At 32.0% G+C, this 14639-nt stretch carries 15 protein-coding genes; 10 read left to right on the forward strand and 5 right to left on the reverse strand.

Translation table 11 applies throughout. From position 1 onward, the window contains the following. Window positions 1-110: 110 nt before the first annotated feature. The 3 genes from NK213_RS11025 to NK213_RS11035 are packed head-to-tail and all read right to left on the reverse strand — an operon-like array spanning window position 111 to window position 2878. On the reverse strand, window positions 111-842 hold the full coding sequence (locus NK213_RS11025) for a YdcF family protein (RefSeq protein WP_253349067.1): 732 nt from the start codon (window positions 840-842) through the stop codon (window positions 111-113). 22 nt (window positions 843-864) lie between these two features. Further along, window positions 865-1575, reverse strand: a complete 711-nt coding sequence (locus NK213_RS11030) for an NAD-dependent protein deacylase (RefSeq protein ID WP_253349070.1) — start codon at window positions 1573-1575, stop codon at window positions 865-867. Next, on the reverse strand, window positions 1565-2878 hold the full coding sequence (locus NK213_RS11035; RefSeq protein WP_253349072.1) for a hemolysin family protein: 1314 nt from the start codon (window positions 2876-2878) through the stop codon (window positions 1565-1567). The genes NK213_RS11030 and NK213_RS11035 overlap by 11 nt, the downstream gene beginning before the upstream one ends. A 142-nt stretch (window positions 2879-3020) precedes the next feature. Between NK213_RS11035 and NK213_RS11040 the strand changes: the two genes are divergently transcribed. Genes NK213_RS11040 through NK213_RS11050 form a run of 3 tightly spaced genes read left to right on the forward strand, consistent with a single transcriptional unit; the run spans window position 3021 to window position 4282 of the window. After that, window positions 3021-3425 carry a hypothetical protein gene (locus NK213_RS11040; RefSeq protein ID WP_253349073.1) on the forward strand — a complete coding sequence of 135 codons (405 nt, stop codon included), beginning with the start codon at window positions 3021-3023 and terminating at the stop codon, window positions 3423-3425. Between the two features lie 40 nt (window positions 3426-3465). Next, window positions 3466-3930: a DUF523 domain-containing protein gene (locus NK213_RS11045; protein ID WP_253349075.1), complete on the forward strand. Its 465-nt coding sequence runs from the start codon at window positions 3466-3468 to the stop codon at window positions 3928-3930. A 4-nt stretch (window positions 3931-3934) separates the two neighbouring features. Next, window positions 3935-4282: a cupin domain-containing protein gene (locus NK213_RS11050; RefSeq protein ID WP_253349076.1), complete on the forward strand. Its 348-nt coding sequence runs from the start codon at window positions 3935-3937 to the stop codon at window positions 4280-4282. Window positions 4283-4333: 51 nt separating this feature from the next. Here NK213_RS11050 and NK213_RS11055 read toward each other — a convergent pair whose 3' ends face one another. Further along, the gene (locus NK213_RS11055; protein ID WP_253349078.1) at window positions 4334-4528 is read right to left on the reverse strand and encodes a hypothetical protein; all 195 of its coding nucleotides are present in this window, start codon (window positions 4526-4528) and stop codon (window positions 4334-4336) included. 171 nt (window positions 4529-4699) lie between these two features. Between NK213_RS11055 and NK213_RS11060 the strand changes: the two genes are divergently transcribed. Next, on the forward strand, window positions 4700-5569 hold the full coding sequence (locus NK213_RS11060; protein ID WP_253349080.1) for a helix-turn-helix transcriptional regulator: 870 nt from the start codon (window positions 4700-4702) through the stop codon (window positions 5567-5569). A gap of 196 nt (window positions 5570-5765) precedes the next feature. Further along, complete coding sequence (locus tag NK213_RS11065; protein ID WP_253349082.1) at window positions 5766-5942, forward strand: hypothetical protein; 177 nt, start codon at window positions 5766-5768, stop codon at window positions 5940-5942. Window positions 5943-6009: 67 nt separating this feature from the next. Here the strand turns inward: NK213_RS11065 and NK213_RS11070 are convergent, their stop codons facing one another. After that, window positions 6010-7443: an acyl-CoA dehydrogenase family protein gene (locus NK213_RS11070; protein ID WP_253349084.1), complete on the reverse strand. Its 1434-nt coding sequence runs from the start codon at window positions 7441-7443 to the stop codon at window positions 6010-6012. A 427-nt stretch (window positions 7444-7870) separates the two neighbouring features. Between NK213_RS11070 and NK213_RS11075 the strand changes: the two genes are divergently transcribed. The 5 genes from NK213_RS11075 to NK213_RS11095 all read left to right on the forward strand — a co-directional run bounded on the left by NK213_RS11075 (window position 7871) and on the right by NK213_RS11095 (window position 14253). Continuing rightward, entirely contained in the window at window positions 7871-9304 is a 1434-nt protein-coding gene (locus NK213_RS11075) for a TolC family protein (RefSeq protein WP_253349086.1), read from the forward strand. Between the two features lie 185 nt (window positions 9305-9489). Beyond that, window positions 9490-10593, forward strand: a complete 1104-nt coding sequence (locus NK213_RS11080) for an efflux RND transporter periplasmic adaptor subunit (protein WP_253349088.1) — start codon at window positions 9490-9492, stop codon at window positions 10591-10593. 9 nt (window positions 10594-10602) lie between these two features. Further along, window positions 10603-12105, forward strand: a complete 1503-nt coding sequence (locus tag NK213_RS11085; RefSeq protein WP_253349090.1) for a DHA2 family efflux MFS transporter permease subunit — start codon at window positions 10603-10605, stop codon at window positions 12103-12105. Window positions 12106-12508: 403 nt separating this feature from the next. Further along, complete coding sequence (locus tag NK213_RS11090) at window positions 12509-13060, forward strand: O-acetyl-ADP-ribose deacetylase (protein ID WP_253349092.1); 552 nt, start codon at window positions 12509-12511, stop codon at window positions 13058-13060. Then, window positions 13057-14253, forward strand: coding sequence for a hydantoinase/carbamoylase family amidase (locus NK213_RS11095; RefSeq protein ID WP_253349094.1), 1197 nt, complete (start codon window positions 13057-13059; stop codon window positions 14251-14253). The genes NK213_RS11090 and NK213_RS11095 overlap by 4 nt, the downstream gene beginning before the upstream one ends. The last annotated feature ends 386 nt before the right edge of the window (window positions 14254-14639 follow it).

Genomic DNA, 14639 nt, shown 5'->3' on the forward strand with positions numbered 1-14639 from the left:
TTTCATAATAAAGTCCTCCTGTTTTTAGTTTATCATAAAAAGATTTTTTTATTTACAGACTTTTTATCACAGGCTCATATTCACAGTACCTTCTTATAATTTATAAATATTTATTTCAGATCAAAAAAATATGTTTTTATGTAAGCTAATTCTTCCCGCATAATATTTGGGATAAAACTTATATTTCTAGTTTTGGAGCAAAGAGGGTAAACTGTGAGATTATAATGTTTTGCTATAATTCCAGCACGCGGCATGTGAAAGTCACTGGTAACAAGAAGAATATTACGGTATTCTATATTTTTATCTTTTAGTGTATCAATATAGAATTTTATATTTTCATTGGTACTTCTGGATTTATCTTCAAGAAATATTCTGCTTTCATCAATTCCGTTTTCCAGGAAATATTCTTTCATTGCTATAGATTCCGGAATTTTCTCATCAATTCCCTGTCCGCCTGTAAGAAATACATTTAGGTGCGGATATTTTTTCAGATATTCAATGGCTTTGTCTGATCTTTTTTTTCCTTCAGGTGACAGATGGGTTCCATACTTCAAACCGCTTCCGAGAACTACAATAAAATCGGATTTTTCAGCACCTGACAGATTTTCATATTTTACATTTTTATATAAAATAAATGCAAAAAATAAAATAAAAGTAATATATAAAATAAAGAAAATGTAAATTATGCTCTTTAATGCGGTATTATTGGTATAAACTGAAAAAAGAAGCAGCATTGCTGCTGCAGCCAGTAAAAACGGTCCTAAATTTCTTATTCCTATAATAAAAAGAAATAAGCTGTATAAAATTATTATTGAACTAAAAATTTTGATAGTAAGTTTCATTTTACTCCTTAAGATGTATAATTTAGTAGATTTTGGAGAAGGTTTCTCCGATTTTTTCTCTTATGATAATATCAGCTCTTGAATCATAGGGAGTAGGAGTCATATTAATCAGTGCCAGATAACTCCCGTCGAAATAATTAATAAGTGAAGCAGCAGGATTAACCATAAGTGAAGTACCTCCTACGATAAGGACATCGGCTTTTTTCAGCAGATTTACCGCACCGTTAATGACGTCATAATCCAGTTCTTCTTCATATAAAACCACATCAGGTTTTATAATACCGCCACAGCTGCATAAAGGAACCATGGTTTCAATTTTTAGAAAATCATCAAGAGAGTAGAATTTTCCGCATTTCATACAATGATTTTTTGCTATGCTTCCATGAAGTTCAAATACATTTTCGCTGCCGGCTTTTTGATGAAGAGCATCTATATTTTGGGTAATAATACCTTTTAATTTTTTGTCTTTTTCCATTTGGGCGAGTACATTGTGTGCTGTATTAGGCTTTGCACTGGTAAAAATAAGATTCTTTTTATAAAATTCAAAAAAGATATCAGGATTTTCAATGAAAAAGCTATGTGACAATATAGTTTCAGGATTATTCTGATACAAGCCGTCAGCACTCCTGAAATCAGGAATTCCACTTTCTGTAGAAACACCGGCACCGCCGAAAAAAACTATATTATTGCTGTTATTGACTACATTTTTCAGTTTTTCAATTTCACTGTTCATCTGCATCACCTCTTTTTACAGTAAGCAAAGTCTCAATAATTCTTTTTTCTTTAATGGAAGTAATTCTGAATTCCAGATTCTGATAATTTAGCACAAGATCCTCGGTTTCCTCAGGAAAATAGCCTAAAAGAGATATAAGAAATCCGCTTATAGTATCTGAATCAGTAGGAATCTTTAGTTTCAGGGTATCATTAATCTCGTTAATAGGAGTAGAACCTTTTAGTACATAAGTATTTTCTCCGGTTTTCAGAATGTCAGGATCGTACTCGTCATATTCATCATCTATATCGCCCATTATTTCTTCAATAAGATCTTCAATTGTAATTATTCCCGAAAAACCGCCGTATTCATCTATAAGTACAGCCATATGTTTTTTCTTGGCTTTCAGCTCATGGAACAGTTCGTTTATATTTTTGGTATCAGGAATAAAGTAAGCTTTGTGAAGCAGTTTTCTTATGTTAATATTATCAAATCCGCTTTTGTAAGCTTCGATAATAAGATCTTTTATATAAAGTATTCCCAAAATATTGTCAATATCATTTTCATATACGGGTATTCTGGAGTATTTTTCTTCAATAATGCTTTCAAGTATAACATTAACAGGTGTATCAGCATTAATTATAAATGCATCGGTTCTTGGTGTCATTACTTCTTTTGCTGTTTTATCATCAAAGGTAAAGAAACTGCTCAGCATATCCTTGTTAATAATACTGTCGTCATTAGTAGAGTCGATTATTGCTTTTATCTCTTCCTTTGACATATTATCATTGATAATACTGCTGTCAAATCTGAATATTTTCAGTACAAAAGCAGTAGACCAAGATAAAATCTTAATAAAGACATAAAAAAACTTTGAGATATAAGTAATCGGCACTATAGAAAACAATGCAATAGACTCAGGATTGGTAAGGGCGACGCGTTTAGGCACAAGTTCCCCGAATACCAGTGTCAGGTATGATAACAGCAAAGTTATTATAAATAGTGAGATATCATAGCTGTTAGGTATATTCAGATTTACAAGCAGATTGTTCAATCCGTCGGTAAGTCCTGTAGCAGCAAGAGCACTTGCAAAGAATCCTGCAAATGTAATTCCTATCTGTATAGCAGAAAGAAAATTACTCGGTTCCTGTAACAGATCATATAATAAAGCGGCTTTTTTATTGCCGTTATCGACTAATATTTTTATTTTATTTTTGTTAGCGGAAACAACTGCCATTTCAGCAGCTGAAAAAAAGGCGTTTATAAGTGTTAAAATGAGAATAAGAATTATTTTGTATTTTAAAGTTCCGGGGTCCGGTTCCATAAAAAATCCCTCCAGTTTTGTGTGAATGTTATGTTACTATACCATATTTAAAGGATTTATTCAATGTTTTATTATAATAGTAGAAAAATACGCCAAGATGTGGTATATTTTATAATATATAATTTTTTAAGAGAGTAGAGTTATGATTGATACTATTTATATTATATTTTTGATTATATTTAATTTTTATAAGATTCTGGCAGGATATAGTTATCTGACTTCAAGATATTTGAAAAATAAAGAAATAGCAGTAAAATTAATACTGATTATAGAAATATTTTCATTTGTTTATATCTTTTTGAGTAAATTAATCCCATTGACTGCACCTCCGTTTATATTGTTAGGGGCAGCAGGAGAATCTTATTTTCAGGTAAAAAACTTTTTTATTATTTTCAGCATGTGTTATTTGATATTTGATTTATGCTTTCTGGCATATGTGTCAGGTTTAAATATAAAAGGCCTTTTCAGGGAATACAGAACAGTAAGTATAGCAACAGGTCTGTTATTTTTATTTAACGGGATTTTTTCTATATTTGTTTTTATCTAATTATTAGCAGTGTACACATAAATTTAGGGAGAGTTATATTATGAAGTATTTGATTTCTGCTTGTCTGGTAGGAAAGAAATGTAACTATAAAGGTGAATCGAATGTAGTGAAAAAGCTCAGGGAGCTGTATCTGAAAGGTGATGCGGTACTGGTTTGCCCTGAAGTAATGGGCGGACTGAAAACTCCCAGAGAAGCAGCGGAAATTCTCACTTACCAAGAGAAGCTCACAATAAAAACCATCTCAGGAAAAGATGTAACAGAAGCATTTATTATTGGTGCGGGAAAAGCCTTGAAGGTGGCTAAAGAAAATAGAATTACCACAGCAATACTAAAGGCCAGAAGTCCGTCATGCGGATGCAGCCAGATATATGACGGGACATTCTCAAAGAAAATAGTAGACGGTGATGGTGTTACGGCTTCTTTGCTGAAACTGAACGGAATAAAAGTAATTACTGAGGAAGAAATCTTACAAAAACTAAAAAAATTATCTGATGACAAGGAGTAATAAAATGGTTATAAAATCAGGAAATACTGAGAAGATAGTTTCTGAAAAGCCGAGAGGCGGTAAAGGAATAATAATAAATAACAGATATCTGGACTCACATGAGCTGGATAATAATCTTCAGGGATTTTATGTAAATGAATTGGAACCGGCTGGAGAAATAGGATGCCATATGCATGAAGGCGAAGAAGAAATTTATTATATACTGGAAGGTAGCGGGATTATCATAGATAACGGAACTGAAGTGCCTATAGAGAAAGGTGATGTTATATATACCAAAAGCGGAGAGTCGCACGGGATGAGAAATACAGGAACTGAATCTTTAAAATTTATAGGATTTATAGTAAAAAAATAAATATATTCAAAATAAAATCTGCCCCGTGAGGCAGATTTTTATATATCTGTGTTATTTTTTTAAATATCTGAACATTAGTATTGCATATAGAATTACGAACAGTACTATCAAAAGCAAAAGTATGCTTTCAAAGAAACCGCTTGCAAGTGTACCGATGATAATACCAAATAGTACAAGAACTATTTTTAACAATGAATAATCTAATAGAGTAAACTTTTTAGCTTTTTCCAGAGATTTTTCAAACATATTCATCACCTCTTCCCATAAATTATTATAACATATTACAGATAAATTGTATATAAAAATAAAATGTAGCATCAATGTCTTTTTCTTGAAAAATAAACCGGAATAATATATATAAAGAGATTGAGTTTTGGTATAATATCTATATATAGTAAATTGGAAAGGAAGGGTAGTATGAAGGAAGAATACATAATGTCAGTACAAAAACTAAAAAATATCAAAAAAGTCATAAATTTTAACAGCAATATTATATTGATCATTCAAGCAAATAATGAACGGCTAAATTCAAGAATACGTTTTCCAAGGCTTGAACATGGTTTGGATAATGAAGGACTCGTGTTTTTTTACTGTAGAAGCGGAAGAATCTGTATAGAATTAGTAAATGAAAAAAAGATATTGCTGTCCAAAAATACTGTATTTATTTCAAAAACAGGTATAATAAAGAATATAATAAAACTTGATGCTGCTAATCTGTTAATGATATATTTGAAAAAAGAATTTTTTAACCTTTACTTTGAATGTGATTTTAATATAGAAGAGGGGAAATATAAGATTTTTTCACTGAAAGAATATGAATCGACACCTTTTGAAAGGGTAATAAACTACGATGAATATCCGCAGAAACTACAGAAAATATTTATAGTTTCCAAAACTCTTGAAGGACTTATGCATATAAGCAGCCACTTTCTGGGAGTCAGCTATAACGGCAATAAAATGGAATATATCAGTGATTATATAATAAATAATATAGGTGAAAAACTTACAATAAAAAATCTTGCTGGAAAAGTTTCTATTTCGGAGACAAATTTTAAAATAAAATTCAAGGAATATTACGGGATGAGTTCAAAAGAATATATAAGGAATTTACGGTTGGAAACAGCAAAAGAACTTTTGCTGAATACCTCACTTAATATAAAAGAAATATTTTCAAAAATCGGAATAGAAAATTATCAGACATTTTATAATCTTTTTATTTTAAAATATGGTTTATCTCCCACTAAGCTAAGGATGAAAAACGAGGAAGAAAACAGTAATATAAAATAAAAAAGTTATTGGAATAAACAAGAAAAAAAAGATATTATTCAAAAAAATACTAATAATATTTTGGAAAATCGTGGTATAATTATACAGTAGAAAGACAGGTGTACTATATTGTTAAAACTGGAATTTATTGTAAAAATTATAAATACAGAAAATAAGTAACACCAAATTGTCAAATTAACCGAGGATGGTGATATTAATGTCTGGAAAGCTGATTGTATCGATACTGGTAGTGTGGTTTATATTTACTTTTCTTTTTACCTTTTTAAAGAAAAAATCGGGAAAAGGAAACAAGTTAGAAATATGGGAAATTATTGTAGCATTAGTAGTGAGTATTCCTTTGGTTTTAATTTTAATTGCGGTACACTTAATATAAAAAAATAAGGAGTTTTCTGTAAAAGCAGCTCCTTATTTTTATTTTGGGATATCAGGACAGCTGAGAATTAATAGCTGAAATCCAGGATATCCTTATTTATTTCTCTTATCAAAAATCTTTCAGTATGTTCATCGTTATGAAGTCTTCCCAGAACAAACAGCTTAGACAGTATTTTTCCGGCAAAGACTTTTGTTACAGGATTGATATCACTTAATTTATACATATTTATAAAATTATAAATATTTTCCGAAACAGCTTTCAGACTTTCTTTTCCATTCTCGAATACAAATCTGCTGTCACTTATAAATCTTTCATATATAGTCATTCCTTTGTTCAGAGTGACACCGTTATTTTTTTCTTCGACACTTGCTTTAGAGAACTGGTCAAATATCTCTGCAAATAACATATCATTAGGCCCTTCAAATATAGTAAAAGGTCTGATATCAAGAGCAATATTGCTAATAGGATGACCTGATTCATAGCCTTTGGCACCTAGTAGTTTCTGTGCGATTCTGGCAGCTTCGTAGGCATATTCTGAAGCAACGGCTTTTACTATATTTGCCTCCATAAGTTTGTCATTAACAGGTTTATCAGGTGATACACTTTTACATACAAAATCATAAAGAACTTTTGAAACAGCTTTTCTGCTGTCTATTTCATGAAGCTCATGCATGATAAAATCAATTTTGCTTCTGATATATTTAGTAACATTGTTATGAATATTTTCAATAATTCCATGAGTCATTCCAACTAACTGAAGACGGCTTCTTATAAATAAATCCTGAAATTCACGAAGATTTTTTCTTGGAACTTCTGATAGTATAATAAGGTTTTCCGCAGGAATTTCACCTTCAATTTCATTAACAGCATATCTAACTGCTTTTAATCCTTCTGACTTAACAGGAGTGAATTTTATATTTTCTCTAGGGACAAACAGAAGATTTATGCTTTTTTCCATTTTTTCGCCTTTTTTCTCTTTTGCAGCAACAAGAAGAAAATCACTCTGTGAATTTCCCTGCCAGTATTTTTTTGCTTTTATGTAGATATTTCCGTTTTCAAGAAATTCATAATAAGAGAGCATTTCTTTAGCTATAGCTGATCCTGAACTGTCAGGTTCAGTAATTGCAAGACCTCCGCCTTCGCCGTTAAAAATAAGGGGCAGAACTTTTTCAATAAGATCTTTTTTAGCATATTTAGTAAGGGGCTGTATAACTAAAGCACCTTCAATACCAGTTCTTAATGTAAGGGGAACACCGTAATGTCCGGCTAGTCTTAATACTTCCTGCAGTTCTTTTTGATTAGGGGTTCTTCCGCCGTATTCCACAGGGAGAAAAGGTGTAAGCAATCCTTGCTTTTTTATTTCCAGCCATTTATCCTCAGGCAGATATTCCATTAAATCTATTTTCTTTTCAGCATCATCGCCGAAATATTTATCAAAAAAGCTTTTTAGATTACTTAAAAACTCTTTTGTGTTATATGATATTACTTCTTTATTAATCATAGTATTTACACTTCCTCCTATTTTCTAAAAATTCAGACAACTTAACAGAATACTGTTAAATTTACGTTATTATACCATTCTTTAAAAAGTAAAGCAATTATTTTCAAATATTTAGATAATAAAAATAATAGTTTTTAAAACAAAATAAATATTACTTTTTCTTACAAAGTAATGTGCAGTATTCGTTATAGCAGAAGATTTACAGTTTTATATTGAAATAGGCAGGATTATTAAAATAATCAATTTATTAGTTAATAGTTTTGTAAATACAAATGAAATAGCATTTTTCTTTAAAAATATGTCTTTTTTATGAAACGAAATATGCCGAAAAAAACTGTAAAAAAATTATTTTTGTGGTAAAATAAGAACAGATGTTCAAAATAGTTTTTATATACTTTTAAAACAAAAGTTTAAGAAGGAGAGTGGGATGAGTTTAAAGAAAGCAGCAATATTGATTATGGCACTGACTCTGGCTGGTTGTGTAGAAGTCCCCAAAATCTCAAGAAACGGCATAGATAATATTCCGTCTATACCATTTCCGAAAGATAACAGTAAAAATGACGATATGACTTTAAAATTTTTGTCAGATAACTGGTGGAAGATGTATAATGATCCTGTATTAAATGTATTAGTGAGTATTTCACTGGAATCAAACAAGGATCTGAAAATAGCAAGACTGAATATACAAAAAGCTGCCGAGAATATTTATCTGGCTAAGTCACAGAATGCACCATATGTTGATCTGAATTCTGATTTTCAGAGAGAAAGAACAAGTGAACACGGATTAACACCGCCGCCGTATGGAGGTTCTATTTTTAATTTTGGAAATATAACGCTCCAAAGCAGTTATACGGTTGATTTGTACAATAAATTCGGTTCATTAACAAGAGAGGCTCAATATACAGCAATCGCTCAGACATTGAATTCAAAATGGGTGGAGCTTAGCATCTCTAATCAGGTAACAAAGCTCTATGGGTATTATATTTATCTTATTGAGGAAGAAAAAAATCTTTCTCAAAGAGAGAGTACATTAAAAGAGCTGGAATCTTTGGAAAAAGACAGAATTTCCATAGGCAAGGGTATAAAAGAATCACTTATCGAAATACAGCAGGAATTAAGAACAACACAGTCACTTATAAAAATTAATTCCCTGAATCAACAGCTCACAGAAAACAATCTAAATCTGATTACAGGACTTACAGCTCCTGACAAAATAAAATCTCTGCTGGCACAGGTAAAAAATAAACCTAATTTTTCTCTATATAACAATTTAAAGATACCTGATACTGTTTCCTCAGATATAATAAGAAACAGACCTGATGTAGAGTATTATTTAATGATAATAAACAGTCAGGAAGCAAAGCTGAATGCGCTGAAAGCTGATTTTTACCCGCAGTTCAGTATAACGGGACAGGCAGGATTACAGTCAATAGGATTTAATAATCTTCTGAAATCAGGATCATTTCTGGGAATGATCGGAGCAAGTATATATCTGCCAATTCTTGATTCAGGAAAAATAAAAAGCAATTATAAAATAGCAGGTACAGATCTGAATATATTTATAGAACAATACAATAAATCTGTGCTGAATGCATATGAAGATGTAAATAATAATCTTCTTAAAGTAAAAACAAACTGGAATACAATTAAATATGATGATGCTAATCTAAAGTCACAGGGTGAACTTTTGGATAGAGACGGGCAGAGGCTGAAACTTGGCAAAATAGCTAAGTACGATTATACTGTATCAAAATATAACTGGCTTGTCAGTGTTCTTGACAATAAACAGAAGCATTACAGTCTATACTCACAGCAGATTGACCTTATAAATTCTCTGGGCGGTTCTTACGGAGTTGAATAAAAAATATTTCGGAGGTATAAGTTTATGTCAGAACAGAAAAATAAGAAAATACCTGATTTGAAAGCACCAAATGCTAAAGAAAAGGGTGTTTCGAAAACTAGTGATGAAAATGAAAAAAAGAAGAAACAATAGAAAAAGAAAATAATAAAACAGAGGAAAAACAATCAAACAGAAAAAAAGCACTTGTGCGAATTGGCGTATTTGTTATTGTTATAGCGATAATTGGAATAATATTCGGAGTAAAATGGTTTACAGCGGGAAGATGGATTCAGGGAACAGATGATGCCTATGTGAATGGTTTTCAAAATACTGTAACTTCTCAGGTTGACGGAAGAATAACCGAATTATATATAAAAGATACTCAGACGGTAAAAGAGGGAGACCTCCTTGCAGTAATAGATGACACCGATTATAAAATAAATTTTGAAAAAGCAGAAGCTAATCTTGCAAAAGCAGTAAAAACATATTACAGTCTTAATTCAAGTGCAGATCAATATTCAGATGTAATAAAATCATTAAGAAGCTCACTGCAGAAAGCACAGGCAGATTATAAAAGAGATAATGCCGCATATAAACAAGGACTTATAAGCAAGGAAACATATGATGCCACTGCAAATAATCTGGATCAGGCGCAGACTTCACTGAATAAAGCATTGAAAGAACAGGACAATGCCAGAATACAGGCTATATCAAGCAGCATATATACTCATCCTGAAGTAAAAGCAGCAATAGTCAGTTATAAAGAAGCATATGTAAATCTGGAGAGAACAAAGATTTATGCACCTATTTCCGGAGTTGTAGCAAAGAAATCCGTTTATATAGGGCAGAAAGTATCTGCTAATCAGGAACTTCTTACACTTATAGATCTGAATGATATATGGGTAGACGGAAATATGAAGGAAAATCAGCTGAAAAATATTAAAATAGGAAATAAAGTAGAGCTAAAGAGCGATGTAAATGGAAAAAAATATACAGGTTATGTAACAGGAATATCAGCAGGAACAGGAAATGCATTTTCCATACTTCCTGCACAGAATGCCACTGGTAACTGGATAAAAATAGTACAGAGAATTCCTGTAAGGATAGATATAGATAAGGACAGCATAAAAGAAAACGGGGCTGTTTCTTTGGGAAGCAGTATGATAATAGATGTAGATACCAAGGAAGTAGTCGAAAATCCAAATGTAAATAATATAAAGGAGCAAAAAACGAACCTTTACACTATAGATGAAAGTGCCATAAATCATAAAATAAGCGAGATTATAGACGCAAACCTGGGTAGAAGATAGGAGAAAATCATGAATTTTTCATTAATATTGGCTACATTGGCACTGGCCATAGGCTCTTTTATGAATGTACTGGATTCTACCATAGTAAATGTCACACTTACACATATAGCCGGTGACTTTGCTGTTTCTCCGAATCAGGGAACATGGATAATTACGTCATATGCAGTATCAGAAGCTATATTTCTTCCGCTTGTGGGATGGATGACCAAGAGAATAGGAGTAGTAAGGCAGTACATATGGGGGACACTATTATTTACCGTGGCAAGTATGCTGTGCGGTATGAGTTTTTCGTTTAGTTTTCTGCTTTTCGCACGTGTGCTACAGGGTGTAGTGGGTGCAAGTATGATACCTCTTTCACAAACTCTTATGATGACTCTTTATCCAAAAGAAAAAAGAGGAATGGCAATGGGAATATGGTCGATAACAGTAATAGTGGCACCGGTTCTGGGTCCGGTTATTGGCGGATTTATAACAGATAATATATCATGGAGATGGTGTTTTTACATAAACCTACCAATTGGTATTATTTCAAGTTTTTTAGTATATACTATTTTTAAAAAAAGAGGCTATACAGAGAAAACTGAAAATCTTCCTGTGGATATAGTAGGATTATTACTGCTTACATTAGGCGTAGGATGTCTTCAGGTATTACTGGACAAGGGAAATGACCTTGACTGGTTTTCAAATAATTATATAAGAATATTGGCAGTGTGTTCCTTTATGAGTATTGTGATACTGATAATCTGGGAATGGTATCATGACAATCCCGTAGTAAATGTCCGCTTGTTCCTGAACAGGAACTTTCTCATAGGGGCAGTGACCCTGACTTTAGCCACCATAGCGTTTTTTTCAGTAAACATAGTCTTGCCTTTATGGCTGCAAAACTACATGGGGTACACTGCATTCAAAAGCGGAACCACCACAGCGACCTCGGGTATTTTGGTGTTATTTATAGCACCTGTTCTGGGAAGTCAGCTGCACAGGTTTGATTCCAGAAAGGTGATTATCTTCGGCTTTGTACTTTATTCAGTAGTATCGATAGGTATGTCAAGGATGTCACCGGATGTAACTCCTTCATATATAGCATTAACAAGATTTATGAGCGGTGCGGCTCTGGGATTTTTCTTTGTACCGCTGAACACAATAACTCTGAGCGATATAAAAGATACAGATATGGCTTCAGCCTCGGGACTGTTTAATTTTATGAGAAATATAGGAACGAGTTTTGGAACATCTTTATCAATAAGTTACTGGGATCACAGAATTTCACAGCACAGGGAAGTTCTTGTAACAGGAGTAAACAGTTCAAATCCGAGCCTTATTTCATATCTGAATACAGCTTCGGGAACAGTAACATCAAAAATAGCTTCTTTGAATCATATAATAGATAATCAATCAGCATTAATGGGAGTAAATGACATAATGGTAGTCAGCGGAGCGCTAATACTGGTGCTTATACCAATTATACTTCTTGCAAAACGACCGGAAAGAGTGGTCAAAGCAGCACATTAAATATAAAACAAAAGGCATTCCGCAGTAAATTTCGGATTGCCTTTTTTGAATAAGAATATTATTGACAGGATACAGCATGCTGTTTTTACTAAATGCAGCTAAAGGAAGTTTATATTTTAATATAAATTTTTTGAAGAAATTGTTAATTAAACTATTCTGGAATTTCCTCTTTTTATTATTTTTCCTAATTAGACAACTTATTTAAATGAAAAAATAAAAAATTGCATATACTATTATAATAGTATCAGGCAAATAATACTTCAAATAATATGTAAAATATACTATAATTTATTTGTATATATTACAGCAGTTTTGCTTATAGTTCAAAATACCTTGTAATTAAACGGTTTATGCACTACAGATAAAATTGTTATAAAAATCATATATAAAAGAGGTATAAAATATGAGGATAAAAAATACTGAATTAAGATGTGAAAAAGGCGATATTACCAAAGTAGAAGCAGATGTTATCGTAAATGCGGCAAACAGCAGCCTGCTCGGCGGCGGGGGAGTGGACGGAGCTATACACAGAGCCGGCGGTCCTTTGATTTTAGATGAATGCAGAAAGATAGTAAACAGGCAGGGAAGCTGTCCTGTAGGTGAGGCAGTAATAACAACCGGAGGAAGACTCCCGGCTAAATTCGTTATTCATACTGTGGGTCCTGTTTGGAATTACGGTAAGAATAAAGAGGATGAAAAGCTAAGAGCATGTTACAGAAATTCACTGATACTTGCTGCTGAAAAAAATCTGCAGAGTATTGCATTTTCCAATATAAGTACAGGTGCTTACGGTTTTCCTAAAGAAACTGCGGGAAGAATTGCTTTTGATGAAGTAAAAAAATATTTTATACAGACTTTGGAGACTAGTATAAAAGAAGTAATTTTTGTTTGCCTTGATGATGAAAATTTTGAAATATATGAAGAAATGTTTGAAAGAGAAGAAAATCAGATATGAAAATAAATATGAAACGTCTTATGTCCAATCTTTATGAAATCGGCGATATGGGAAAGACAGAAGAGGGATATAACAGAATAGAATTTAGCAGAGAATATTTTGAAGCTGCGGAATTATTTCTGAATAAGTTAAAAAAATCAGGACTTAAAGCATGGATAGATGATGTAGGGAATGTAATAGGCGAAAGGCCGGGAACTGATTCCGACCTGCCTTATATAATAATCGGTTCACATCTGGATACAGTGAGAAACGGCGGCTTATACGACGGTGCTCTTGGTGTAGTTTGTGCTTTTGAATGTATAGAAATTTTGGAAGAAGAGAATATAAAAATGAGACATCCTTTGAGAATAGTTGCTTTTAATGCGGAAGAGGGTCTCAGACTCGGCGGTACTTTTGGAAGTATTGCGATATTTGGTACAGGTGATATAGAAAAGGAAAACAATCTGGAAGAGCTTCCCGAGCTGGGTCTTACAATGAAAAATATACGGGATTCCAAATGGGAAGATAATAAAATAGGTGCTTATCTGGAACTTCATATAGAACAGGGTGACCAGCTGAATAAAAGTAATAAAACAATAGGAATAGTAAATGGTATTGTAGGAATAGAAAGATACAGAATAAAAATAAACGGGGAATCAAACCACGGCGGTACTACATCTATGGAATCACGTAAAGATGCAGTGAAAACCATGGGTGAAGTAATAACATATATGTACAGTCTTTGTGAGAAATATCCTCATCCTTTTGTTTTTACAATTGGAGATATTCAGGTTTCGCCGGCATGCTATAATGTTATTCCCGAATATGCAGAACTTTTTGTAGAAATAAGAGATTTAAACAGAGAAAATATAGATTCCTTTATTACAGATATAAAGAAATTTTCTGAAAAATATAATGATACAAAAATAGAATTTTTTCATGTACTTGAGAAAAAACCATATATGCTTAATAAAGAAATAAGAAAAATTATTGAAACGGTATGTATTGAAAAAGATATTTCATTCATGGAATTATCAAGCGGTGCAGGTCATGATGCCATGTGTATGCCCGAAGATAAGCCGGCGGCAATGATATTTGTACCCAGTAAGGATGGTGTCAGCCATAATAAAAAAGAATTTACTTCTGAGTATGATATAGAGACAGGAACTTTGATAATGTATTTGTCATTGCTTGGAATGGATGCTGAAATATAATTTTGTGAACAGTCATTTCATAAGAAGAATTTTTAAAATTAATTCTTTAATAAGTAATTCCTTATTATAACGATCAGAAATTAATATTTGAAAATAAAAAAAAAAGAGTGTATAATTATAATGATTTAGAGTGCATGAATTCTAATTATGAAGAATTATTGTAATTTTGTCTAGCATATGTACTCACACTCGAGAGGGAGTGTAAAACAGTGTCATTTAGAAAAGTAGGGATGTTCTTTTCTAGGTGACATTTTTTTATTAACATAATAAATATATTTTGTATATGGAAGAAATAAGAAAAATGAATTTTACATATGAATGAAAATGTACTAAACTAAATTATAAAATAAATAAAGGCGGAATAGACATGATTAAATATAAATATT

This window comes from Sebaldella sp. S0638 (assembly GCF_024158605.1).
Taxonomy (GTDB): Bacteria; Fusobacteriota; Fusobacteriia; order Fusobacteriales; family Leptotrichiaceae; genus Sebaldella.

Bases quoted from the DNA above. Each gene is read 5' to 3' on its own strand.
- NK213_RS11075 (WP_253349086.1), top strand. From the start codon at position 7,871: ATGAGTTTAAAGAAAGCAGCAATATTGATTATGGCACTGACTCTGGCT.
- NK213_RS11055 (WP_253349078.1), bottom strand. From the start codon at position 4,528: ATGTTTGAAAAATCTCTGGAAAAAGCTAAAAAGTTTACTCTATTAGAT.
- NK213_RS11065 (WP_253349082.1), top strand. From the start codon at position 5,766: ATGTCTGGAAAGCTGATTGTATCGATACTGGTAGTGTGGTTTATATTT.
- NK213_RS11025 (WP_253349067.1), bottom strand. From the start codon at position 842: ATGAAACTTACTATCAAAATTTTTAGTTCAATAATAATTTTATACAGC.
- NK213_RS11070 (WP_253349084.1), bottom strand. From the start codon at position 7,443: ATGATTAATAAAGAAGTAATATCATATAACACAAAAGAGTTTTTAAGT.
- NK213_RS11095 (WP_253349094.1), top strand. From the start codon at position 13,057: ATGAAAATAAATATGAAACGTCTTATGTCCAATCTTTATGAAATCGGC.
- NK213_RS11035 (WP_253349072.1), bottom strand. From the start codon at position 2,878: ATGGAACCGGACCCCGGAACTTTAAAATACAAAATAATTCTTATTCTC.
- NK213_RS11045 (WP_253349075.1), top strand. From the start codon at position 3,466: ATGAAGTATTTGATTTCTGCTTGTCTGGTAGGAAAGAAATGTAACTAT.
- NK213_RS11050 (WP_253349076.1), top strand. From the start codon at position 3,935: ATGGTTATAAAATCAGGAAATACTGAGAAGATAGTTTCTGAAAAGCCG.
- NK213_RS11030 (WP_253349070.1), bottom strand. From the start codon at position 1,575: ATGAACAGTGAAATTGAAAAACTGAAAAATGTAGTCAATAACAGCAAT.
- NK213_RS11040 (WP_253349073.1), top strand. From the start codon at position 3,021: ATGATTGATACTATTTATATTATATTTTTGATTATATTTAATTTTTAT.
- NK213_RS11090 (WP_253349092.1), top strand. From the start codon at position 12,509: ATGAGGATAAAAAATACTGAATTAAGATGTGAAAAAGGCGATATTACC.
- NK213_RS11060 (WP_253349080.1), top strand. From the start codon at position 4,700: ATGAAGGAAGAATACATAATGTCAGTACAAAAACTAAAAAATATCAAA.
- NK213_RS11085 (WP_253349090.1), top strand. From the start codon at position 10,603: ATGAATTTTTCATTAATATTGGCTACATTGGCACTGGCCATAGGCTCT.